Genomic DNA, 20,863 nt, shown 5'->3' with positions numbered 1-20,863 from the left:
GCATACCCCCTTTGCCCGTGTCTGGGTACCCGACATGGAGCTAGCATGTAGCTTTACAAAAGTTGTACTTATGGCCGCAATTTGTGCCAATAAATTGTACAAAAATGATATGCCGCCTAAGATATGGAGTCAGAAGCAGGCTGGTTCACCATGGGAACCGGGCAATGTAGCCGCCTGCGAGACAAGAGACCTCGAGAAAATGAACGACTCCCTTCGACTGCGCTTGCTGCTGTTGTTGCCGATGTTGCTGTTGCTGGCGTCGGCTACGCTGTTCGGCATCGGTGTCTGGCAGCTGCCGGCCTGGATGGTGGGCGCGGGCCTGGCGGTGCTGTTGCTGATTGCCAGCCTGATGGCCTTTCGGCTGCATCGTCAGCTGATGGTCATCGGCGATGCCATCCTCGCTCTGGCAGCCCCGGCTTCCGATCTGACTGCTCTGACGCCCGTAGAGGCACTGGCCGGCAGGGCTCGTGGGCCGACAGGCCGGCTGGCTTCGGCATTGCTGCGCTGGCGCGAAGCGGAGTGCCGGCGGCGCTGTGCCGAGCGTGAGGTTCACCGCCTGGCTTATTATGACACGCTCACCGACCTCCCCAACTGGCGGCTGATGAGCGAACACTTGGCGCATTCGCTGGAGCTCAGTCGTCGCAACGGCACCCTCGGGGCATTGATCTTGCTGGATCTTGATCATTTTCAGCGTATCAACGACAGCGGGGGATACGGTGTGGGAGATCAGCTGTTGCGCAAGGTGAGCGAGCGGTTGCAACGGTTGCTGGACGATGTCGCGATCCTGGGTCGCCTGGGCGGTGATGAGTTCGCCGTGGTCGTGGGTGCGCTGGGCGAGAAGCACATGACCGTCGCGGACCGTGTCGAGAGCCTGGCCATACGGTTGGCTGAGACTTTCGGTGCTCCCTTCGAGATCGAGGGGCAGCGCCACTTCATCAGTGCAAGTCAGGGCATCGTGATCTTTCCGGATGGCGATAGCGATGCGGAGACGCTATTTCGCCATGCCGATGCGGCAGTGCTGCGCGCCAAGCAGGAAGGGCGCGATGCGGCCTGCTTCTACGATCCGCGAGTGCAGGCCGTGATCGAGGCGCGAACGGCATTGGAGCAGGGGCTGCGTCTGGCCATCGAGCGCCAGCAGTTGTGTCTGTTCTATCAGCTCCAGGTCGATGTCGGTGGGAAGCCGATCGGTGCCGAAGCGCTGCTGCGTTGGAACAGCCCGGAGCGGGGGCGGGTATCGCCGGGCGACTTCATTCCGCTCGCCGAGGAAACGGGATTGATCGTGCCGATCGGCCACTGGGTGCTGGAAGCCGCTTGCCGTCAGCTGGTCCTCTGGCAACGATCGCCGCTTACCGCCGGGTTGACGCTGGCCGTCAACGTCAGCGCACGTCAGTTCCAACAGCCGGATTTCGTCGAGCGGGTCGCCAATATCCTGGCGCACACCGGCGCCGATCCTCGTCGTCTCAAGCTGGAGTTGACCGAGAGTGCCGTGATCGGTCACGTCGAGGAGACCATTCAGCGTATGCACCACCTCAAGGAATTGGGGCTGCGTTTTGCCTTGGATGATTTCGGCACCGGTTACTCATCGTTGCAGTACCTCAAGCGGCTGCCTCTGGATCAGATCAAGATCGACCAGTCCTTCGTGCGCGACCTGCACGAGGATCCGGACGATAGGGTGATCGTCGAGACCATCATCGCCATGGGCTTGGCACTCGACCTGCAGATCATCGCCGAGGGCGTCGAAACCCGGGAGCATTGGCGCTACCTGGCGGCGCAGCGTTGCCATGCCTATCAGGGCTACTATTTCGCCAAGCCCGTGCCGGCCGACGAGCTCAATGTCAGCGGTTTCATGGGCCCCGCGGAGAGTCCCGGCCCGACCACGCAAAGCCGCCACCCCGCGTGAGGCACAGTAGCGGGTTCGAGCCTTCCAGCCGGAGTTCAGGCCGTATCGGCATCAGTGCCGCCGTCCGAGAGCTGGGCTTGCAGGCAGCCAGTCCTGAGGGAAGCGTTCGTTCACCAACGGTAGCTAAGCTTTGCCTTGATTTCTCGGCCCTGATTATAGAAATCCGCCGTGCCGGAGTTGACCACGTACTGCTTGTCGAGCAGGTTGCTGACGTTGACGGTCAGGTCGGTATTCTTGACGACTTGGTAACCGAAGGAGGCATCGAAGAGCGTTGCCGACTCGCTTTTGGAGGTGTTGGCGGCATCAAAATAATAGGAATCGACATAGCGGGCACCCAGACCGAGACTCATGCCCGTATCCGGCAGGGTATAATGCGTCCACAGCGAAATGGTTTGCTTCGGTGCCGTAGCGAACTGGTTCCCTTCGATTGACGTACCATCGCTCAGCGTGCCGCGAATCACCTCCTGGTCCATATACGAATAGCCGCCGGTCAGGCTCAGGTTGTCGGTCAGTTCGGCCTTGGCTGCCAGATCGAAGCCGCGCACGCGGGATTCGCCGACGGTTTCCTGTTCGATGGTGCCGTCACCCTGTACCACCGCGATGCCCACGTTGTCCTTGTTCAGTTCATAAACGGCAGCCGAGAACAGCGCGTTCATACCAATGGGCGCATATTTCACGCCAAGCTCATGCTGCTTGCCGCGCTCGGGTTTGACGCCGATGGTCGGAGGCGCGATCGATTCCACATAGCTGTAATAGGTGGAAACCTCGTCAGTGATTTTGTAGGTCAATGCGCCCCGGTACGAGGTTTCCGAGACGTCGTCGGACGAGGTGGTTCCCGCGAGGTCCGTGCTGGAAAGATCCATTGAGTCATTGCGAACGCCCGCGGTGACGATGACATGGTCATAAAAGGACAGGTTCTGCGTCAGGAAAATCGACCGAGTCCTGTTGTCCTGGTCATTGGCGCTATAGGGGGTCAGGCTGCTCGGGGCGCCTTGATATACGGGGTTCGAGACATCGATCGGATCTCCCGGGGCGTAAACGGACGTGGTTTTGCTGGATTCATCGCGATACTCGACCCCGCCCAGCGTACTGCTATCGACCGGGCCAACGCTGGTGTCGTATTGCAGGATGGCGTTGCCGATCAACTCCTGAGCTTCTCTATCTCTTCCAATATAGCCACGGTCGACCAGCGTGCCGGTTCGTGCCGGATTGTCAGTGATGTAGACGTAACCGTAGTCGTCGGTCAGATCGCTGTAGCGCAGGTTGCCGCGCAGGGTCAGCCCGTTAGCGAAATCATGGGTGAGCATCCCGGTAATACTGGACCGATCGACATCGTGAAAGTTGTAATCCGGTTCGCCAAAGAAGTTGCTGCGGTCATATTCCCTGTCGAACGGATAGCCGCCGCTGTTGGGCGTGTTGTCACGCTGCAGATAGTCGACGATGACAGTTGCGGTGGTGTACGCCGTCGGTTCCCAGGTCAGGCCGCCCATGAAGAACTGCTTGTCGTTCTTGGAGTGATCGTATTCGCGGTCGCTGTCCTGGATTTTGCCGGTGAGGCGATAGGCCAGCGTCTTGTCGGCATCCAGCGTATCTCCCACATCGATACCGGCCTCCTTGTGATCGAAGGAGCCATAGCCCAGGTAGCCTTCGCCAAAGCGTTCGAATTTTGGCCGTTTGCTCACGAAGTTGATCGAGCCACCGGGGTCCGCCGGGCCGAACAGGGTGGAGTTGGCACCTCGCAGTACCTCGACGCGTTCGTAGGCGTAAGGTTCCTCGCGTACGCCGCGCATCGAACCGAGCGTCATCCCGTCGCGGTAGGTCGTGGCGTCGAAGCCGCGAATCTTGTAGTAATCGTTGCGGTTGTCGGTCCCCCAGTAGCCGGTGAGGATGCCGGGCGTATATTGCAGGACCTCCTCGGTGTTATCGGCGTCGCGTTGCTCGATTTCTTTTTCGGTGATGACCGAGACGGAAGCGGGGGTGTCCTGGATGCTGGTCGCGACCTTGCCGCCCATCCAAAGCTCCCTGGCCATGATCGTGTTCGCGTTGTCATCGGCGATTGCCCGGGCGTTGACGATGATGGGCGTGAGGCGATACGCCTCCTGCTCGTCGTCCTGGCTGCTGCCTGTCTCTTGGGCGTTCCCGCTAATGGGTAAGGCGACCAGCGGTGTGCAGCACACCAGGGTGGTGGTGGTGCGCTGCCAACGTGTCCGTGAGGCACCAGTCCGGATCTTACGATCAGTCATGCGTGACATCCCCTGTGGTGTAGAAGTCTCAGCCGCGCGCCTATGACTTTCAGTTGCGGGAGCGCTGTCGTCGGGGCGTACGAGCGGCCATAGAGAGCAATGCTAAATGTAGTGATTATCATTAAATATATCATCGATGGCATGACGTTGCAGTGAGCGTTACCAGAGGGCGTCGCATCGTAGGAGTGGCACCGTTCCCGGGCCAGGCGGAGGGGACTCGATCGGCAGCATTGTCGCCCTCATAGTGGGTTGCGAGCCGGCCACGCAAAAACCGCCACCCGGTATGATCCGTAAGTGGCGGTTTTTGCTGAATTCGATGGTCGGAGTAGCAGGATTCGAACCTACGACCTCTGCCTCCCGAAGGCAGCGCTCTACCAAGCTGAGCTATACTCCGTTGTCGCGTCGTGAAGGCCGTTGCCGTAAACGCGTTGCGTACTATACCTGAATCGAGACTTGGTGCAAGCCCCGCGGCGAAGCGCCGCAGTCAGTTCTGGCGATCCACGGCCAGGCGCGCCAGGTCGGCCATGCTGTCACGATAGCGGCTGGCCGGCAGGGCGTCGAGCTGGGCCAGGGCGCGGTCGGCCATTTCGATGGCGCGGGCCCGGGTGTAGTCCAGGGCGCCGGTGTCGCGGACGATCTCGAGCACGGCCTCGAGGTGGTCGAGACCGCCTTTGCGGATGGCGCGGCGTACCAACTGGGCTTGCTCCGGAGTGCCGACGGCCATGGCCTGGATCAAGGGCAGAGTGGGCTTGCCCTCAGCCAGATCATCGCCGACGTTCTTGCCCATGGCCTCGGCGTTGCCTTGATAGTCGAGTAGATCGTCGACGAGCTGAAAGGCAAGCCCCAGGTAGCGCCCATAGTGCTGCAGGGCGGCCTCCTGTTCGGGCGTGGCGTCAGCGAGGATGGCGCCGCTGTGCGATGCCGCCTCGAAGAGCATGGCCGTCTTGCCCTGGATGGTCTCGAAGTAGGCGGCCTCGTCGATGTCCGGGTTGCCGACGTTGGTGAGCTGCAGCACCTCGCCCTCGGCGATGACGCAGGTGGCGCTGGAAAGCACCTCCATGATGCGCATCGAGCCCACTTCTACCATCATCTGGAAGGAGCGCGAATAGAGGAAGTCGCCCACCAGTACCGAGGGGGCGTTGCCCCAGGCATCGTTGGCGGTGGCCTTGCCGCGGCGCAGGTGCGAATCGTCCACCACGTCGTCATGCAACAGGGTCGAGGTGTGCATGAACTCGATCAGCGTGGCCAGCGTCACGTGTCGGTTGCCGTCATAGCCCAGTGCGCGGGCGGCGAGCAGCACCAGCAGCGGGCGCAGACGCTTGCCACCGCTGGCCACGATGTATTGCCCGATGGTTTCCACCAGCGGTACACGGGAAGTCAACTGCGCCATGATCGTGCGGTCGACCGCGGCGAAGTCGTCGGCCACCGTGGCGTGCAGCGGCGAGGCAGCGAGCGAAGAGGCGGATGTGGTGGAGGCGTTGGCTGGCATGGCGCGGTTTCATCGAGCGGGTGGGGCCGGCGCATGGCGCTTGGTGCCGCTGGCCTTGGGATGCCGGCCATGCTATGGGCCCCCTGCGGGGGCGTCAAGCGCCACGCGCGACACACGGGCGCTTGACGGTTGTGCCCGGCCGCGCTCGCCGTTATAATTCGCGACCCACTCATCACGCTCCCTGTCAGATGGCTGCCGTAAGGGGCGCCACTCGAAGCAGGCCGATGAAGAGCCAACTCCCGATGAGCCCTGGAGAGAGAAGCATGTACGCAGTTATCAAGAGCGGCGGCAAGCAGTACCGCGTTCAGGAAGGCCAGACCCTCAAGCTCGAGAAGATCGAGGTGCCGACCGGCGAAAGCATCGACTTCGACGAAGTGCTGCTGGTCGGCGGTGAGGACGACGTCAAGGTCGGCGCGCCGCTGGTCGAGGGTGCCAAGGTTTCCGCCGAGGTCGTGTCTCACGGCCGTGGCGAGAAGGTGCGCATCATCAAGTTCCGTCGCCGCAAGCACCACATGAAGCGTCAGGGCCACCGTCAGTGGTTCACTGAAGTCAAGATCACCGGGATTTCCGCCTGAGCGGTCCGTCCCCCTGAACCAGCGAGGTATTTGCAATGGCTCACAAGAAGGCAGCGGGTTCCACCCGTAACGGTCGCGACAGCGAGTCCAAACGCCTTGGCGTCAAGCTGTTCGGTGGTCAGACCGTGACCGCCGGCAACATCATCGTGCGCCAGCGCGGCACCAAGTTCCACGCCGGCACCGGTGTCGGCCTGGGCCGCGACCACACCCTGTTCGCCCTGAACGATGGTGTGATCAAGTTCGAGACCAAGGGTCCGAAGAATCGCAAGTTCGTCAGCGTCGTCTCTGCCTGAGAGCGCCGGCCCTTGCAGCGAGAAGGCCCCGCCCTGGCGGGGCCTTCTTGTATCATGGCGACGGATGTCGTCAGGAGAGTGAAACGATGCAGTTCGTCGATGAGGCTTCGATCATCGTGGCCGCCGGCAAGGGGGGCAACGGCTGCCTGAGTTTCCGTCGCGAGAAGTACGTGCCCAAGGGTGGGCCCGACGGTGGCGACGGCGGTCATGGCGGCAGCGTCTACCTGGTGGGCGACGACTCGCTCAACACGCTGATCGATTTCAAGTATCAGCGTTTCTATGCCGCCGAGAACGGCCGCCCTGGACAGGGGCGGCAGATGAGCGGCCGCGCCGGCAGCGATCTGGCGGTCAAGGTGCCAGTGGGTACCACGGTGATCGACGAAGATACTCTGGAGGTGATTGCTGACGTCACCGAGATCGGCCAGCAGGTACTGGTAGCCCAGGGTGGCCGTCGAGGACTGGGCAACATCCACTTCAAGTCGTCGACCAACCGTGCGCCGCGCAGAACCACGCCGGGAACGGAAGGGGAGCGGCGCAACCTGCGCCTGGAGATGAAGGTGATGGCCGACGTGGGGTTGCTGGGCCTCCCCAATGCCGGCAAGTCGACGCTGATCCGCGCTGTCTCTGCGGCCAAGCCCAAGGTCGCCGATTACCCCTTCACGACGCTGGTTCCCAACCTTGGTGTGGTCAAGCTGGGCCTGCATGAGCACTTCGTCATGGCCGACGTGCCGGGGCTGATCGAGGGCGCCTCCGATGGCGCCGGCCTGGGGCTGCGTTTCCTCAAGCATCTGACGCGCACGCGATTGCTGTTCCACGTGGTTGACGTGGCGCCCTTCGACGAGTCGGACCCCGTGGCGGCGGCCGAAGCGATCGCCCACGAGCTGGGGGTGTTTTCGCCGACTCTGGCCGAGTTGCCACGCTGGTTGGTGCTCAACAAGCTCGATCTGCTGCCCGAAGACGAACGCGACGCGAAGGCCGAGGAAATCGTCGCCCGCCTGGGGTGGCAGGGGCCGGTGTTCCGTATCTCGGCCATTGCCAGCGAGGGGACCGATGCCTTGGTTCAGGCCGCCTATCGCTGGCTGATCGAGCAGCGGCGCCTGGAAAACGAGGATGAAGAGGTTGCCGCACAGGCTCGTGACATGCGCACGCGCATGGAGTCCGAGGCGGTGGCGCGTGCCGAGGCGCGACTGGGTCGCAAGCGCAAGCGCGCTGAGGACGACGACGATTTCGATGACGATGACTACGACGTCGAGGTCGAATATGTGGAGTAGGAGCGCGTGAGATGACGCTCGAAGATCAGCGAGGAGGGCGTGACGCCTTGCGTGATGCCCGCCGGGTGGTGGTGAAGGTCGGCAGCGCGCTGCTGACCAACGACGGCCGCGGCCTCGACGAGGCTGCCATCGGCGGCTGGGTGGACCAGATTGCCGCACTGCATCGCCGCGGTATCGAGGTGGTGTTGGTCTCCTCCGGCGCCGTGGCGGCGGGAATGGTGCGGTTGGGCTGGCAGATGCGCCCCTCGGCGGTCTACGAGCTGCAGGCGGCTGCCGCGGTGGGGCAGAACGGCCTCACCCAGTGCTATGAGCACCATTTCGCCCGTCACGATCTGCTCACCGCCCAGGTGCTGCTGACCCACGACGATCTCTCCAACCGCAAGCGCTACCTCAATGCGCGTTCCGCTCTGCGTACGCTGGTCGACCTGCGGGTGGTGCCGGTGGTCAACGAGAACGACACCGTGGTCACCGACGAGATCCGCTTCGGCGACAACGATACCCTGGGGGCGCTGGTCGCCAACCTGCTGGAAGCCGACGCGCTGGTGATTCTCACCGATCAGGAAGGCCTCTTCGATGCCGACCCGCGCCACCACTCCGCGGCGCGACTGATCCATGAAGGACGGGCCGATGATCCCTCTTTCGTGGCGATGGCCGGGGGCAGCGGCACTCTGGGGCGCGGCGGCATGGCCACCAAGGTGCGTGCCGCGCGACTGGCCGCGCGTTCCGGTGCCTGCACGGCGATCGCCAGTGGTCGTCAGTCCGAAGTGCTGACCCGGCTGTTCGATGGCGAGCGGCTCGGCACCCTGCTCAGCCCTGACCAGGCGCCGATGGCGGCACGCAAGCGCTGGCTGGCCGGCCAGCTGCAGGTGCGCGGCAGCCTGACGCTGGATGCCGGAGCGGTGAAGGTGCTGCGCGATCGCGGTTCTAGCCTGCTTCCGGTGGGCGTCAAGGCGGTATCCGGCAGTTTCGTGCGTGGCGACATGGTGTTGTGCATCGACGAGCACGGCGAGCGAGTGGCCAAGGGGTTGGTCAACTACGGTGCCGAGGACGCCCGCCAGATCCAGGGGCAACCCAGCCACCAGATCGAGGCGATCCTCGGTTTCATGGAGGCGCCCGAGCTGATCCACCGCGACAACCTGGTCGTGTTGTGAAGGAGGCCGGCACCGCGTCGGACGCTGGCAAGAGGCGTCGGGGTTGTGATAGGATGCGCCATCCTCTCAGACACGGCCCGTAAGCGATCGCTTCGCAGCAGGCGGTCGGCCAGATGGCCAAGCCGATGGGGAGCTTTTCGTTTTCCTGTCGGATCAATCGGTTGAATACATGTCGTCCGGTGTCGGCGGCAGCAACTTTCTCCAAGGAGACAGTCAGTGGCAAACAGCAAGCAAGCCCGCAAGCGGGCCCGTCAGGCCGAGGGCCGTCGTGTCCTGAAGGCGAGCCAGCGCAGCATGGTTCGTACCTACGTCAAGAACGTCATCAAGGCCATCAACGGCGGCGACCACGCCCAGGCCATGGATGCCTTCAAGCAGGCGCAGCCGATCATCGATCGCATCGCCGACAAGGACGTGCTGTCCAAGAAGAAGGCCGCTCGCCTCAAGAGCCGTCTCAACGCGCGCATCAAGGCGCTCGCGGCGTAAGGCCGGTGAGGCGCCAGAAAAAACCGGCTGCGGCCGGTTTTTTTGTGCCCGCCCGCAAGACTTTCGCGTCGACCGAGGAAGATCGTGACGGATCGCCAGCCACCCGGTTCACCGCCGGAGCCCGAGACATCGCCCGTGACCGATGACGAGCGCGCCGTGGCCCCCAAGAGCGGGGGACTGATGCGCTCGGGTCTGGTGGTCAGCGCCATGACCATGCTCTCGCGGGTCATGGGACTCGTCCGCGACGTGGTCATCGCCGCGCTGCTCGGGGCGGGCAATGGCGCGGACGCCTTCTTCGTGGCCTTCAAGATTCCCAATTTCCTGCGCCGCCTGTTCGCCGAGGGCGCCTTCAACCAGGCCTTCGTGCCGGTGCTCTCCGAGGTGGCGACCCGCGGCAGCAAGCGCGAGGTGCGCGAGCTGCTCGATGCGGTGGCCGGCAGCCTCGCGGCGGTGCTCGCCTTGATCACCGCCTTGGCCATGTTCGCCGCTCCATGGCTGGTGTGGCTCTTCGCCCCCGGCTTCGGTCGCGACCCGGCCAAGCTGGCGCTCACTGCCGACATGCTGCGGCTCACCTTTCCCTACCTGCTGCTGATCTCGCTCACCGCCTTCGCCGGCAGCGTGCTCAATACCTGGAACCGCTTCGCGGTGCCGGCCTTCACCCCGGTGCTGCTTAACCTCGCGCTGATCGGCTCGGCGCTGGCACTCACCCCGCTGTTCGCCGAGCCTGCCATGGCGCTGGCCTGGGGGGTGCTGATCGCCGGGCTCGCGCAGCTGGCCTTCCAGACTCCCTTCCTGGCACGCCTGGGGCTGCTGCCTCGGCCCTGGCCCGATTTCGCCCATGCCGGGGTGCGGCGCATCCTCAAGTTGATGGTGCCGGCGCTGTTCGGCGTCTCGGTATCGCAGATCAATTTGCTACTCGACACCGTGCTCGCTTCGCTGCTGGCGGCGGGCAGCGTTTCCTGGCTCTACTACTCCGACCGCCTGGTGGAGCTGCCGCTGGGCGTGTTCGGCATCGCCATCGGCACGGTGATTCTGCCGGCGCTCTCCAAGCGCCACGCCGAGCAGTCTCGCGAACACTTCAGCGCCATGCTCGACTGGGCGATTCGCAGCGTACTGCTGCTCGGTCTGCCGGCGGCGCTGGCTCTGGTCGTGCTCGCCGAGCCACTGCTGATCAGCCTGTTCCACTACGGCGCCATGACCGAACACGACATCGCCATGGCGGCGATGAGCCTGCGTGCCTATGCCGTCGGTCTGGTCGCCTTCATGCTGATCAAGGTGCTGGCGCCAGGCTTCTTCGCCCGTCAGGACACCAAGACCCCGGTGAAGGTGGGCATCGTCGCCATGGTAGCCAACATGGTCTTCAACCTGATCTTCATCTGGCCGCTGGCCCATGCCGGCCTGGCACTGGCCACCGCGCTCTCGGCGTTCATGAACGCCGGCATGCTGGGCTGGCTGCTGCGCCGCGAGGGCGTGCTGGTCTTCCAGCCTGGCTGGGGGCGCTATGGCGTGCAGCTGCTCGGCGGCTGCGCGGTAATGGTGGCGGGGCTGGCGTGGCTCGCTCCCGAGTGGCAGGCCTGGCTCGGCTGGTCGGTGTGGACGCGCACAGCCTGGCTGGCGGCGCTGGTATTCGGCGGATCCGGGCTCTATTTCGCCTGGCTTGCCGCCACCGGGGTACGTCTACGCCATTTTCGAATGAAAAGCTGAAGCGAGCACATGAAGGGCTGAGAGAAAGACCAAGCCGGTCCGGCTGTCAAGGGGGGCTCGGTCCGTTATAATCGACGACTTTACACCGTCCGGGTGGCATCGCCATGCAAGTGATTCGAGGACTGCACAACCTGCGCGAGATGCATCGCGGCTGCGTGGCCACCATCGGCAATTTCGATGGGGTGCATCGCGGCCATCGGGCGATTCTCGAGCAGTGTCGCGAGCAGGCCTCTCGCCTGGGGTTGCCGGTGACCGTGGTGGTGTTCGAGCCCCAGCCGCGAGAGTTCTTCGCCGGCGATCAGGCACCGCCGCGACTGACCCGTCTGCGCGAGAAGGTGCGCTTGCTTGGCGAGTGCGGCGTGGAGTACGTGCTCTGCCTGCCGTTCAACGAGGCGCTGAGAAGCCTCACCGCCGAGTCCTTCATCGACCGCGTACTGATCGAGGGGCTGGACGTGCGTCACCTGGTGGTGGGCGACGACTTCCGCTTCGGCTGCGATCGCCGCGGCGACTTCCATCTGCTCACGGCCGTGGGCCAGGCTCGCGGCTTCGGCGTCGAGCACACGCGCACCTTCACTCTCGACGACGAGCGGGTTTCCAGCACCCGCGTGCGCACCCTGCTGGCCAGCGGCAACTTCGCCGCCGCGGCGCGCATGCTCGGACGCCCTTACCGGCTCTCCGGCCGAGTGGTGGCCGACCAGAAGCTTGGCCGCACCATCGGCGTGCCTACCGCCAACCTGCCGCTGCTGCCTCTGCCGCTGGCCCTGCGCGGCGTCTACGCCGTGGTTGCCGAGCTACCCGACGGCACGGTGCGTGCCGGTGTGGCCAACATCGGCTGGCGGCCCACGGTAGGCAGCCACCGGCCTGTGCTCGAGGTGCATCTGTTCGATTTCGACGGCGAGCTCTACGGCGAGCGACTGGCGGTCACGCCCTGTGCCAAGCTGCGGGGCGAGATCAAGTTCGACGACTTCACGGCGCTCAAACGGCAGATTGCGACCGACCTGCGGCGAGCGCAGCGTTATTTCGTCGAGCATCCGCTCGGCACGGGCGACGACGCCCTTTTCCTGGCATCGGCGCCGCTGGCGCGCGAGGCCGTGACTTCCGATTCCTCGGCGGAGCTGCCCGCCGACCACGACGACGGCTGATCCCCGGATATGAGCGACTACAAGCATACGCTGAACCTGCCCGAAACCGACTTCCCCATGCGCGGGATGCTGCCCAAGCGCGAGCCCGAGAGGCTGGCGCAGTGGGAAGCGCTCGATCTCTACCATCGCCTGCGCGAAGAGCGCCGCGGTCGCCAGCTCTTCGTGCTGCACGACGGTCCTCCCTACGCCAACGGCAGCATCCACATCGGGCACGCCGTCAACAAGATTCTCAAGGACATCATCGTCAAGTCGAAGAACCTGGCTGGTTTCGACGCTCCCTACGTGCCCGGCTGGGACTGCCACGGCCTGCCCATCGAGCACAGGGTGGAAACCACCCACGGCAAGCACCTCGAGCCCGAACGGGCCCGTGCGCTGTGCCGCGAGTACGCAGCCGAGCAGATCCAGGGACAGATGCAGGATTTCGTGCGCCTGGGCGTGGTCGGCGACTGGGGCAACCCCTACCGCTCCATGGACTACGCCAACGAGGCTGGTGAGATTCGCGCCCTGGCCGACATGGTCGAGGCGGGCTACGTCTTCAAGGGCTTGAAGCCGGTCAACTGGTGCTTCGACTGCGGCTCGGCGCTGGCCGAGGCCGAGGTGGAGTATCAGGACAAGCAGTCCGACGCCATCGACGTGGCTTTCCCCAGCGCCGACGATGCCGGGCTTGCCGCCGCCTTCGGGCTCTCCGAGCTGCCCAGGCCGGCGGCGATCGTCATCTGGACCACCACGCCCTGGACCGTACCCGCCAACCAGGCGCTCAACGTTCACCCCGAGTTCACCTATGCGCTGGTCGACGTGGGCGAGCGCCTGCTGGTGCTGGCCGAGGAACTGGTGGAGAGCTGTCTCGAGCGGTTCGGCCTGGAAGGCGAGATCGTTGCCACCGCCACCGGTGAGCGTCTGAACGGGCTCGAGTTCCGCCACCCCTTCTACGATCGCCTGTCGCCGGTATACCTAGCCGATTACGTCGAAGTGGAGGTGGGCAGCACCGGTATCGTTCACTCCGCTCCCTCTTACGGTGTCGACGACTTCGTCACCTGCCGCGCCCACGGCATGGATTTCAGCGACATGCTCAATCCGGTGCAGGGCGACGGTGTCTACGCCGATGACCTGCCGTTCTTCGGCGGTCAGTTGATCTGGAAGGCCAACCCGCAGATCGTCGCCAAGCTCGATGAGGTAGGCGCACTGCTCGCCCACAAGCGCATCACCCACAGTTACATGCACTGCTGGCGGCACAAGACGCCGGTGATCTATCGTGCCACCGCCCAGTGGTTCGTGGGCATGGACGTCAAGGGCAAGGACGGCAGGACGCTGCGCGAGCGGGCGCTCGCCGGCATCGAGGCTACCCGCTTCACCCCCGGCTGGGGCCAGGCGCGCCTGCACAGCATGATCGCCAACCGCCCCGACTGGTGCATCTCGCGCCAGCGCAACTGGGGCGTGCCGATCCCGTTCTTCCTGCACAAGACCACCGGCGAGCTGCACCCGCGTACCGTCGAGCTCATGGAGGAGGCCGCCAAGCGCGTGGAGAAGGAGGGAATCGATGCCTGGTTCCGCCTCGAGCCGGCCGAACTCCTGGGCGACGAGGCGGCCGACTACGACAAGGTTACCGACACCCTGGACGTGTGGTTCGACTCCGGCACCACCCACCGCCACGTGCTGCGCGGCTCGCATCCCCACGGCCACGACAGCGGCCCGCGAGCCGACCTCTACCTCGAGGGCTCCGACCAGCACCGCGGCTGGTTCCACTCCTCGCTGCTCACTGGCTGTGCCATCGACGGCCATCCGCCGTATCGCGGCCTGCTCACCCACGGTTTCACCGTCGACGCCCATGGCCGCAAGATGTCCAAGTCGCTGGGCAACGTGGTGGCGCCTCAGGAGGTGATGGACAAGCTCGGCGCCGACATCCTGCGCCTGTGGGTCGCCTCCACCGACTACGCCGGCGAGATGGCCGTTTCCGACGAGATCCTCAAGCGCACCGCCGACGTCTACCGGCGCATCCGCAACACCGCGCGCTTCCTGCTGGCCAACCTCAATGGCTTCGAACCCGAGCGCGACGCGGTCGCCTTCGACGACATGCTGGCGCTGGACCAGTGGGTGGTGGACCGTGCCGCCCAATTGCAGGGGCGCATCGAGACGGCCTACGAGGAGTACCGCTTCCTCGACGTCTATCAGCAGGTGCACGGCTTTTGCGCGCGCGAGTTGGGCGGTTTCTACCTCGACGTGATCAAGGATCGCCAGTACACCACCCAGGCCGACTCCGTGGCGCGGCGCAGCGCCCAGACCGCGCTCTACCACGTGGTGGAGGCGCTGGCCCGCTGGGTGGCGCCGATCCTCTCGTTCACCGCCGAGGAGATCTACAAGCACATTCCTGGCAAGCGCAACGACAGCGTGCTGCTCGAGGAGTACTACACCGGGCTCGAGACCTTGGCTGCCGATGCCGAGATGGGCCGCGACTTCTGGGAACAGGTGCTCGAGGTCAAGCAGGCGGTCAACAAGTGCCTGGAGGAGGCCCGCAACGCCAAGGTGATCAAGGGCAGCCTGGCCGCCGAGATCACGCTCTACGTCGACGATGGCCTACGCGAAACGCTATCCAAGCTGGGCGACGAGCTGCGCTTCGTGATGCTGACCAGCGAGGTCACCCTGGCGCCGCTTGCCGACGGCGCGAGCGCCGAGTCCACCGACCTCGACGGCCTCAAGGTGAGCGTGGCCGCCAGCGCACACACCAAGTGCGAACGTTGCTGGCACCATCGTGCCGATGTGGGCACTCACCCCGGCCATGACGACCTGTGTGGACGCTGCGTGAGCAATCTGCCCGACGGCCCCGGCGAGACGCGTCGTCATGCCTGACGAACAGGGCATGCCACCCATGCAGCGTCCGCTGCGCTGGCTGTGGCTGGCAGTGGCGGTGCTGGTGCTGGACCTGGCTACCAAGACCGCTGCCACGTCCTGGCTGGAGTACGCTCGGCCGGTGGAAGTACTGCCGTTCTTCGACCTGACGCTGTTGCACAACACCGGGGCGGCGTTCAGCTTTCTGGCCGACCATCCGGGCTGGCAGCGCTGGTTCTTCGCCGCCATCGCCGTGGGCGCCAGCGTCGGCCTGACGATCTGGATGCGCCGCCTCAAGGCCGACGAGACCCTGCTGGCCGTCTCTCTGGCAGCGATCATCGGCGGGGCGCTGGGCAACCTCTATGACCGCCTCGTGCACGGCTACGTGGTGGATTTCCTCTCCTTCCACGTTGGCGGTTGGTACTACCCGGCCTTCAACGTGGCGGACATCGGCATCACCCTGGGTGCCATCGGGCTGGTCTGGGAATCGGTGTTCGGCGAGAAGCGTCGGGCGCGCCGACGGAACCCTTGAGTCTCGAGCGAGTCTCGAGTCGCAACGCATGAGAGAAACCATGAGCGACTACCGCATCGACGAAGGCATGGAAGTGACCCTGCACTTTACCCTCAAGCTGGAAGACGGCACCGTGGTGGATACCACCCACGACAAGTCTCCGGCCACCTTCGCGGTGGGCGACGGCAACTTGCCGCCCGGCTTCGAGAAGCCCATCCAAGGCATGGCGGCGGGCGAAAGCGGTGCCTTCGAGATCACTCCGGAGCATGCCTTCGGCCAGCACAATCCGCAGAACATCCAGTTACTCAAGCGCGATGACTTCGAGGACATGGAGCCCGAGGTGGGCACGGTGATGTCCTTCGCCGACCCTGCCGGCGGCGAGCTGCCCGGGGTGATCAAGCGCGTCGACGAAAAACAGGTGGAGGTGGACTTCAACCATCCGCTGGCGGGGCGTACCCTGACCTTCGAGGTGGAAGTGCTGGACGTGAAGCCCGCTCAAACACACTAGGAAAACATTGACTTCCTGCTGCGCTCGATACCTGGCCGCCGGCGGTACTGGGTCGCCAGCCCGGTCGAATCCTCATTTACTGCCGTGTAAACTCCGGATTCTCCGCTCCGGCGGCGGCCAGCCTATCTTCACTCGCGACGGAACTCAGCGCTTTCCTACTTTTCACAAGCAGATGCCCCTGACGCATCGAGGCAAGGCAACCATGCAAGCGAATTCTTTGCAGATCAGGCTGGCCAACCCGCGCGGCTTCTGCGCTGGCGTCGACCGCGCCATCGAGATCGTCAACCGCGCGCTGGACGTCTTCGGCCCGCCCATCTACGTGCGCCACGAGGTGGTCCACAACCGCTTCGTGGTCGACAGCCTGCGCGAGCGGGGGGCGGTGTTCGTCGAGGAGCTCCATGAAGTGCCTGACGACGTCATCGTCATCTTTTCCGCCCACGGCGTCTCTCGCGCCGTGCAGGAGGATGCCGAGCGCCGCGGCCTCAAGGTGTTCGATGCCACCTGTCCGCTGGTCACCAAGGTGCACATGGAGGTGTTGCGCTACGCCAAGCGTGGCCAGGAGTGCATCCTGATCGGTCACGAAGGCCACCCCGAGGTGGAAGGCACCATGGGGCGCTACGACACTCGACATGGCGGGCAGATCTACCTGGTAGAAGACGAGAACGACGTGGCCCGGCTCGAGGTCAAGGATCCGAGCCGACTCGCTTTCGTCACCCAGACGACGCTCTCCATGGACGACACCGCCAAGGTGATCGACGCTCTGCGTGCCAAGTTCCCGGCCATCGACGGACCGCGCAAGGACGATATCTGCTACGCCACCCAGAACCGCCAGGATGCGGTACGCGACCTCGCGTCCGGCAGCGACCTGCTGCTGGTGGTGGGCAGCCCCAACAGCTCCAACTCCAACCGCCTGCGCGAACTCTCGGAGCGGGTCGGAACGCCGGCCTACCTGATCGACAACGCCGAGCAGATCGACCCGGCCTGGCTGGAAGGTGTGAACTCGGTGGGCGTTACCGCCGGGGCCAGCGCTCCCGAGGTGCTGGTCAAGGGCGTGATCGAACGCCTGCAGCGCCTTGGCGCCACGGCGCCGGAAGAACTCGCCGGCCGCGAGGAGACCATCACCTTCTCCATGCCGCGGGAACTGCGTGAAAGGGTGATCGCCAGCGACTAGGCATTTCAAGCCAGGCGGGGCACGCGAACGGTACCCGCCATATCGGTTCTGTCATTCTCCGTTTCTCAACGAAGCCGGGCAAATGCCTGGCTTCGTTGATCTCGTCCCTGGTACCTGCGACTGAGTTGCCACATACTGAAATCGAACGCCGCACCGCAGGGGAGACGCACCGCGTGACCAGCCACCACCGCTTCTGCCACCGCCAGACATCGACCGCTCGGGCACGCCGAAGCACCGGTTTCACGCTGATCGAGCTGCTGATCACCGTGGCCATCATCGGTATCCTCGCCGCCATCGCCTATCCGAGCTACACGGGGTACGTAGAGAAGAGTCGAAGGGCAGAGGCGCAATCCTTCCTTCTGAATATCGCCGGTGCTCTAGAGCGCTGCTACACGAACGACTACAGCTATTCGGGTTGTGGTCCGGCTGACGATGCCGAGAGCGATGCCAACACCGAAAGCGACTACTACAGCTTTACGGTGTCGGCAAATGGTGGCGCTTTCACCGTTACTGCCAGCCCGACGGGCTCTCAGGCAGGTGATGCCTGTGGTGACTTGAGCGTCGATGAAACGGGTGAAACGAGTGCCGGTGCGTCCGGTTGCTGGTGATGGCATGCGACAGCGCGGTTTCACACTGATCGAGCTGCTGGTCACCATTGCCGTGATCGTCATCATGGCAACGATCGCCATTCCGGGGTTTCAGAGCATGATGGCCACCAACCGCCTCAACAGTGACTACAACGAAGTGCTATCCGGCCTGCATCTCGCCCGCAGTGAAGCCATCAAGCGGCGCGAGGAAGTCTCCTTCGAGGTAGTGGCCGGCTCGCCCTGGAAATACCGGGTCTACGTGACGGATGAGGGTAGCGACGATCCCATCCGCACTCGCACGGCTTCCGGGGACGAGATCACGCTATCCGACGGCAGCACCGTCGAGTTCGATCGGCTGGGGCGCATCGTCGAGAGTACGGATTGTGATGGCGGCTGCACGTTGACCGTCAGCCATGACGATGGCGGTAGCAAGAACATCCAGATCAGTGGCTTTGGCAGAATCGGCCGAGGTGGCTCATGAAAGCGAAGCAGCAACGCGGCTTCACGCTGATCGAAGCGTTGGTAGCGCTGCTGGTGCTTTCCATCGGACTGTTGGGCGTGGCGGCCATGCAACTGAAGTCGCTGCAGAGTGCGCATGCCGGTTATCAGCGTGCGACGGCATCGCTGGCGGCCCAGGATGCCGTCGAGCTGCTGTGGTCCAAGTTCGATGCCGATGAAATGGAGTGCCCCGATCTGGGTGGAGACGAAGCGGCTTGGCAGACTCGCTGGCGAGCAGTCATCCCCGGGCTGGAAGGGAGTGTGACGCCCAACGGCAATGAGTGCGTGTTCGATGTGGTCTTGAGCTGGGACGATTCTCGTCTTGGTGATAGTGGCGATGCCAGTTTTACCTACACGACGCGGCTGCCGGGGAGTCGGCCATGAAAGGGGGGATGCATCGTTCTCGAGGTTTCTCTCTCGTCGAGCTGATGGTGGCGCTGCTGATCGGTCTCGTCATCATCCTCGGCGCCGGGCAGCTGTTTCTCACGGGGTTTCAGAATTTCAAAAAAGTCGAAGAGTTGAGTGACAAGCAGGCTGCGCTGATGTTCGCGGCGGATGTCTTGATCAGGGACATCCGGCGGGCTGACAGCATCGAGGGCACCGATGCGGGAGAAGAGGGTGAATTGCAGATCACCCTGGCAGATGGAGCGACGCGAAAATACTACCTGGATAGACATGATGATGAAGATCGTGCCATTTGGTCTTTGTATCTTGAAGAAGGTGGATCAAAGGAGCCGGTAGTGCAGGGGTTCAGCAGTGATAGTGCATTTTCTGCGGCGGAGGATGGAGCAAGTGACGGGCTCTATGTAATCACATTTCAGTTAGTGTCCGAAGGGGACGATATCGTGTTTCATGCCATGAACCGGACTGAAGCCACTACCAACTGATGGGGTGGGATATGAAACAACAGCAGGGTGCCGCTCTGGTCGTGGTCCTTTCCATGCTGACCATGTCGCTGATGCTTGGCCTCTCCGGCATGCAGTCGTCGTTGGTGGAAGAGCGCTTGGCAGGGAATTATAAGGCAGCGACCGAAGCGCAAATGGCAGCAGAGAAGGCGGTTTCAGCTGCCTTTGATAAGGAAGATCTTAGCTCTGATGATTTTGAAGTTGGTGGTTTGGATGATTTTGAGAGTGTCGCTTGGGATGGTTTTGGTGAAGGGCTAACAGTAGATGAAAATGTGTGTGAAGGGAGTGTTGGTTGTAAGTATGTTTATGTTGAGGCCGAGGGTGAGTATTATATCGTTTCATTGGGCTCTGTTTTAAGTAATGGTGGGGAGGTTTTAGCTACAAGTGACCCGTTGTTTGTAAAGGTTGATTTGGATGAGGGGTATGCTGGTCCTTCAGCCGTTAATTTTCCCGGTGGACTTTCCGATGACGCCAATGTTCATTGGCCTAATTCGAATAAAAGCAGGATAGCTGGGCAGGGGGAGAGTGGTGATAGTTTTTATGTTTCAGCGCTTTCTGTCTTTGAGGGTGAGGGCCTTTATTCGAGAGATGATATCCTAAGCGAGGTTGAGAGAGGTAATAACAAAACGGGCTTAAGAGACGGTACTTTGGAGTCGTATTCTAAGAGTGGTAAAGAGATGCTTGTTGAAAATATTAAAAAATTATATGATGAATATTTAGCTGATGACAAGAGGTCTGGTGTTGTTTTTCATGAAGGTGGAATGACTCTTTCTGGTAATTCTAGTGTGGAGGGGTTGCATATTGTGCTTGGGGGGGAGGTTAATTTTAATGGAAATGTTGATCTGGGTGGGTCTTTGATCGTTTTGGATGTTGAAAACCTTGATGACTACAAAGATGGCTCTGATGTTGGCTGGAAAGTTGGAGCGGTGACTGAAGCTAGGTTTAATGGTGGAGGGAATAAAGGAAGTGTGTGGTACCAAGAGGAGGTCGTTGTAGATGCTCTAGAGCCCTATGGTTTTTCGTTAGAAGAATTTTTTGGAGGCGGCGATTCTGGTAAAGTTGGAGGAAAGCCAAAAATTTCTGAGTGGAGGTGACTCTCAATGTGTTGTTGATTTTTGTTCTATGCTGATTGGTTGTTATTATCTTTTTTTATTTCTTATAATGTCCCGGCACGATAACCCGCTCCCCATGCGGCCCTATCTTCACGTACGTCGGCACGTAGACCCGCTTGATGACGCTGCGTGGCTTGTCGTCGCCCATCGGCCCTATGCGTCAACGTAGTTGTCACCTAAACGGATTGAGAGGTGATCAACATGCGTTACCCCGCAGAGCGTAAGGAAGCCATCCTCAAGAAGATGGCGCCGCCGATGAGCATAACCATCCCGGAACTGGCCGAGCAGGAAGGCATCACCGCGACAACCCTCTACAATTGGCGGAAACAGGCCAGAGCACGAGGACAGGTTTTGCCATCACGTTCGAACGAGCCCGACCAGTGGACCAGCCAGGAGAAATTCCAGATCGTCCTGGAGACGGCCCCGATGAACGAGGCCGAACTCAGCGCCTATTGCCGCGAGCGTGGGCTCTACCCCGAGCAGGTGGAGGCCTGGCG

Annotated in this window: 20 protein-coding genes and 1 tRNA gene; 18 read left to right on the top strand and 3 right to left on the bottom strand. The window is 62.8% G+C overall.

Going from position 1 to position 20,863, the window contains the following annotated elements:
- Positions 1-199 precede the first annotated feature (199 nt).
- The gene (locus BLP96_RS16715) at positions 200-1,900 is read left to right on the top strand and encodes a putative bifunctional diguanylate cyclase/phosphodiesterase (protein WP_089688452.1); all 1,701 of its coding nucleotides are present in this window, start codon (positions 200-202) and stop codon (positions 1,898-1,900) included.
- A gap of 110 nt (positions 1,901-2,010) precedes the next feature.
- Here BLP96_RS16715 and BLP96_RS16710 read toward each other — a convergent pair whose 3' ends face one another.
- The 3 genes from BLP96_RS16710 to ispB form a co-directional block, all read right to left on the bottom strand.
- Complete coding sequence (locus tag BLP96_RS16710; RefSeq protein WP_089688450.1) at positions 2,011-4,143, bottom strand: TonB-dependent siderophore receptor; 2,133 nt, start codon at positions 4,141-4,143, stop codon at positions 2,011-2,013.
- A gap of 317 nt (positions 4,144-4,460) precedes the next feature.
- A tRNA-Pro gene (locus BLP96_RS16705) sits at positions 4,461-4,537 on the bottom strand.
- A 90-nt stretch (positions 4,538-4,627) separates the two neighbouring features.
- Positions 4,628-5,632, bottom strand: coding sequence for an octaprenyl diphosphate synthase (gene ispB / locus BLP96_RS16700; protein ID WP_089688448.1), 1,005 nt, complete (start codon positions 5,630-5,632; stop codon positions 4,628-4,630).
- A gap of 263 nt (positions 5,633-5,895) precedes the next feature.
- Between ispB and rplU the strand changes: the two genes are divergently transcribed.
- The 17 genes from rplU to BLP96_RS16615 all read left to right on the top strand — a co-directional run.
- A complete protein-coding gene (gene rplU, locus BLP96_RS16695) occupies positions 5,896-6,207 on the top strand; it encodes a 50S ribosomal protein L21 (RefSeq protein WP_089688446.1) in 312 nt (103 codons plus the stop codon).
- A gap of 35 nt (positions 6,208-6,242) precedes the next feature.
- Positions 6,243-6,500, top strand: a complete 258-nt coding sequence (rpmA, locus tag BLP96_RS16690; RefSeq protein ID WP_089688443.1) for a 50S ribosomal protein L27 — start codon at positions 6,243-6,245, stop codon at positions 6,498-6,500.
- A gap of 86 nt (positions 6,501-6,586) precedes the next feature.
- The gene (cgtA, locus tag BLP96_RS16685; RefSeq protein ID WP_089688441.1) at positions 6,587-7,771 is read left to right on the top strand and encodes an Obg family GTPase CgtA; all 1,185 of its coding nucleotides are present in this window, start codon (positions 6,587-6,589) and stop codon (positions 7,769-7,771) included.
- A gap of 11 nt (positions 7,772-7,782) precedes the next feature.
- The gene (gene proB / locus BLP96_RS16680; RefSeq protein ID WP_089688439.1) at positions 7,783-8,922 is read left to right on the top strand and encodes a glutamate 5-kinase; all 1,140 of its coding nucleotides are present in this window, start codon (positions 7,783-7,785) and stop codon (positions 8,920-8,922) included.
- A gap of 216 nt (positions 8,923-9,138) precedes the next feature.
- Positions 9,139-9,405 (top strand): 30S ribosomal protein S20, encoded by a 267-nt coding sequence (rpsT, locus tag BLP96_RS16675; RefSeq protein WP_089688437.1) that lies wholly within the window; start codon positions 9,139-9,141, stop codon positions 9,403-9,405.
- 180 nt (positions 9,406-9,585) lie between these two features.
- Positions 9,586-11,109 (top strand): murein biosynthesis integral membrane protein MurJ, encoded by a 1,524-nt coding sequence (murJ, locus tag BLP96_RS16670; RefSeq protein WP_089688577.1) that lies wholly within the window; start codon positions 9,586-9,588, stop codon positions 11,107-11,109.
- 104 nt (positions 11,110-11,213) lie between these two features.
- On the top strand, positions 11,214-12,251 hold the full coding sequence (gene ribF, locus BLP96_RS16665; RefSeq protein WP_089688435.1) for a bifunctional riboflavin kinase/FAD synthetase: 1,038 nt from the start codon (positions 11,214-11,216) through the stop codon (positions 12,249-12,251).
- A gap of 9 nt (positions 12,252-12,260) precedes the next feature.
- Positions 12,261-15,095 (top strand): isoleucine--tRNA ligase, encoded by a 2,835-nt coding sequence (ileS, locus tag BLP96_RS16660; RefSeq protein ID WP_089688433.1) that lies wholly within the window; start codon positions 12,261-12,263, stop codon positions 15,093-15,095.
- Complete coding sequence (lspA, locus tag BLP96_RS16655; protein WP_245682294.1) at positions 15,088-15,606, top strand: signal peptidase II; 519 nt, start codon at positions 15,088-15,090, stop codon at positions 15,604-15,606. The genes ileS and lspA overlap by 8 nt, the downstream gene beginning before the upstream one ends.
- Before the next feature lie 40 nt (positions 15,607-15,646).
- Positions 15,647-16,093, top strand: coding sequence for an FKBP-type peptidyl-prolyl cis-trans isomerase (gene fkpB, locus BLP96_RS16650; protein WP_089688431.1), 447 nt, complete (start codon positions 15,647-15,649; stop codon positions 16,091-16,093).
- A 172-nt stretch (positions 16,094-16,265) separates the two neighbouring features.
- A complete protein-coding gene (ispH, locus tag BLP96_RS16645; protein ID WP_089688429.1) occupies positions 16,266-17,264 on the top strand; it encodes a 4-hydroxy-3-methylbut-2-enyl diphosphate reductase in 999 nt (332 codons plus the stop codon).
- Positions 17,265-17,437: 173 nt separating this feature from the next.
- Positions 17,438-17,872, top strand: coding sequence for a type IV pilin protein (locus BLP96_RS20505; protein WP_089688426.1), 435 nt, complete (start codon positions 17,438-17,440; stop codon positions 17,870-17,872).
- Positions 17,873-17,876: 4 nt separating this feature from the next.
- The gene (locus tag BLP96_RS16635; protein ID WP_176761550.1) at positions 17,877-18,332 is read left to right on the top strand and encodes a GspH/FimT family pseudopilin; all 456 of its coding nucleotides are present in this window, start codon (positions 17,877-17,879) and stop codon (positions 18,330-18,332) included.
- Entirely contained in the window at positions 18,329-18,733 is a 405-nt protein-coding gene (pilV, locus tag BLP96_RS16630; protein WP_089688422.1) for a type IV pilus modification protein PilV, read from the top strand. The genes BLP96_RS16635 and pilV overlap by 4 nt, the downstream gene beginning before the upstream one ends.
- Positions 18,730-19,236 carry a PilW family protein gene (locus tag BLP96_RS16625; protein WP_089688420.1) on the top strand — a complete coding sequence of 169 codons (507 nt, stop codon included), beginning with the start codon at positions 18,730-18,732 and terminating at the stop codon, positions 19,234-19,236. The genes pilV and BLP96_RS16625 overlap by 4 nt, the downstream gene beginning before the upstream one ends.
- 11 nt (positions 19,237-19,247) lie before the next feature.
- Entirely contained in the window at positions 19,248-20,348 is a 1,101-nt protein-coding gene (locus BLP96_RS16620) for a pilus assembly PilX family protein (RefSeq protein ID WP_176761549.1), read from the top strand.
- A 219-nt stretch (positions 20,349-20,567) separates the two neighbouring features.
- The coding region (locus BLP96_RS16615) for a transposase (RefSeq protein WP_143005131.1) at positions 20,568-20,863 on the top strand (296 nt) is incomplete at its 3' end.

The sequence above is a fragment of the Billgrantia gudaonensis genome, from assembly GCF_900100195.1.
Classification (GTDB): Bacteria; Pseudomonadota; Gammaproteobacteria; order Pseudomonadales; family Halomonadaceae; genus Halomonas; species Halomonas gudaonensis.
The sequence above is the reverse complement of the archived record's forward strand: the minus strand, read 5'-3'. Positions and strand labels throughout refer to the sequence as shown.

Bases quoted from the DNA above. Each gene is read 5' to 3' on its own strand.
- BLP96_RS16625 (WP_089688420.1), top strand. From the start codon at position 18,730: ATGAAAGGGGGGATGCATCGTTCTCGAGGTTTCTCTCTCGTCGAGCTG.
- rplU (WP_089688446.1), top strand. From the start codon at position 5,896: ATGTACGCAGTTATCAAGAGCGGCGGCAAGCAGTACCGCGTTCAGGAA.
- proB (WP_089688439.1), top strand. From the start codon at position 7,783: ATGACGCTCGAAGATCAGCGAGGAGGGCGTGACGCCTTGCGTGATGCC.
- ribF (WP_089688435.1), top strand. From the start codon at position 11,214: ATGCAAGTGATTCGAGGACTGCACAACCTGCGCGAGATGCATCGCGGC.
- cgtA (WP_089688441.1), top strand. From the start codon at position 6,587: ATGCAGTTCGTCGATGAGGCTTCGATCATCGTGGCCGCCGGCAAGGGG.
- ileS (WP_089688433.1), top strand. From the start codon at position 12,261: ATGAGCGACTACAAGCATACGCTGAACCTGCCCGAAACCGACTTCCCC.
- BLP96_RS16620 (WP_176761549.1), top strand. From the start codon at position 19,248: ATGAAACAACAGCAGGGTGCCGCTCTGGTCGTGGTCCTTTCCATGCTG.
- rpmA (WP_089688443.1), top strand. From the start codon at position 6,243: ATGGCTCACAAGAAGGCAGCGGGTTCCACCCGTAACGGTCGCGACAGC.
- fkpB (WP_089688431.1), top strand. From the start codon at position 15,647: ATGAGCGACTACCGCATCGACGAAGGCATGGAAGTGACCCTGCACTTT.
- pilV (WP_089688422.1), top strand. From the start codon at position 18,329: ATGAAAGCGAAGCAGCAACGCGGCTTCACGCTGATCGAAGCGTTGGTA.
- BLP96_RS16635 (WP_176761550.1), top strand. From the start codon at position 17,877: ATGCGACAGCGCGGTTTCACACTGATCGAGCTGCTGGTCACCATTGCC.
- murJ (WP_089688577.1), top strand. From the start codon at position 9,586: ATGCGCTCGGGTCTGGTGGTCAGCGCCATGACCATGCTCTCGCGGGTC.
- BLP96_RS16710 (WP_089688450.1), bottom strand. From the start codon at position 4,143: ATGACTGATCGTAAGATCCGGACTGGTGCCTCACGGACACGTTGGCAG.
- ispH (WP_089688429.1), top strand. From the start codon at position 16,266: ATGCCCCTGACGCATCGAGGCAAGGCAACCATGCAAGCGAATTCTTTG.
- ispB (WP_089688448.1), bottom strand. From the start codon at position 5,632: ATGCCAGCCAACGCCTCCACCACATCCGCCTCTTCGCTCGCTGCCTCG.
- BLP96_RS16715 (WP_089688452.1), top strand. From the start codon at position 200: ATGAACGACTCCCTTCGACTGCGCTTGCTGCTGTTGTTGCCGATGTTG.
- lspA (WP_245682294.1), top strand. From the start codon at position 15,088: ATGCCTGACGAACAGGGCATGCCACCCATGCAGCGTCCGCTGCGCTGG.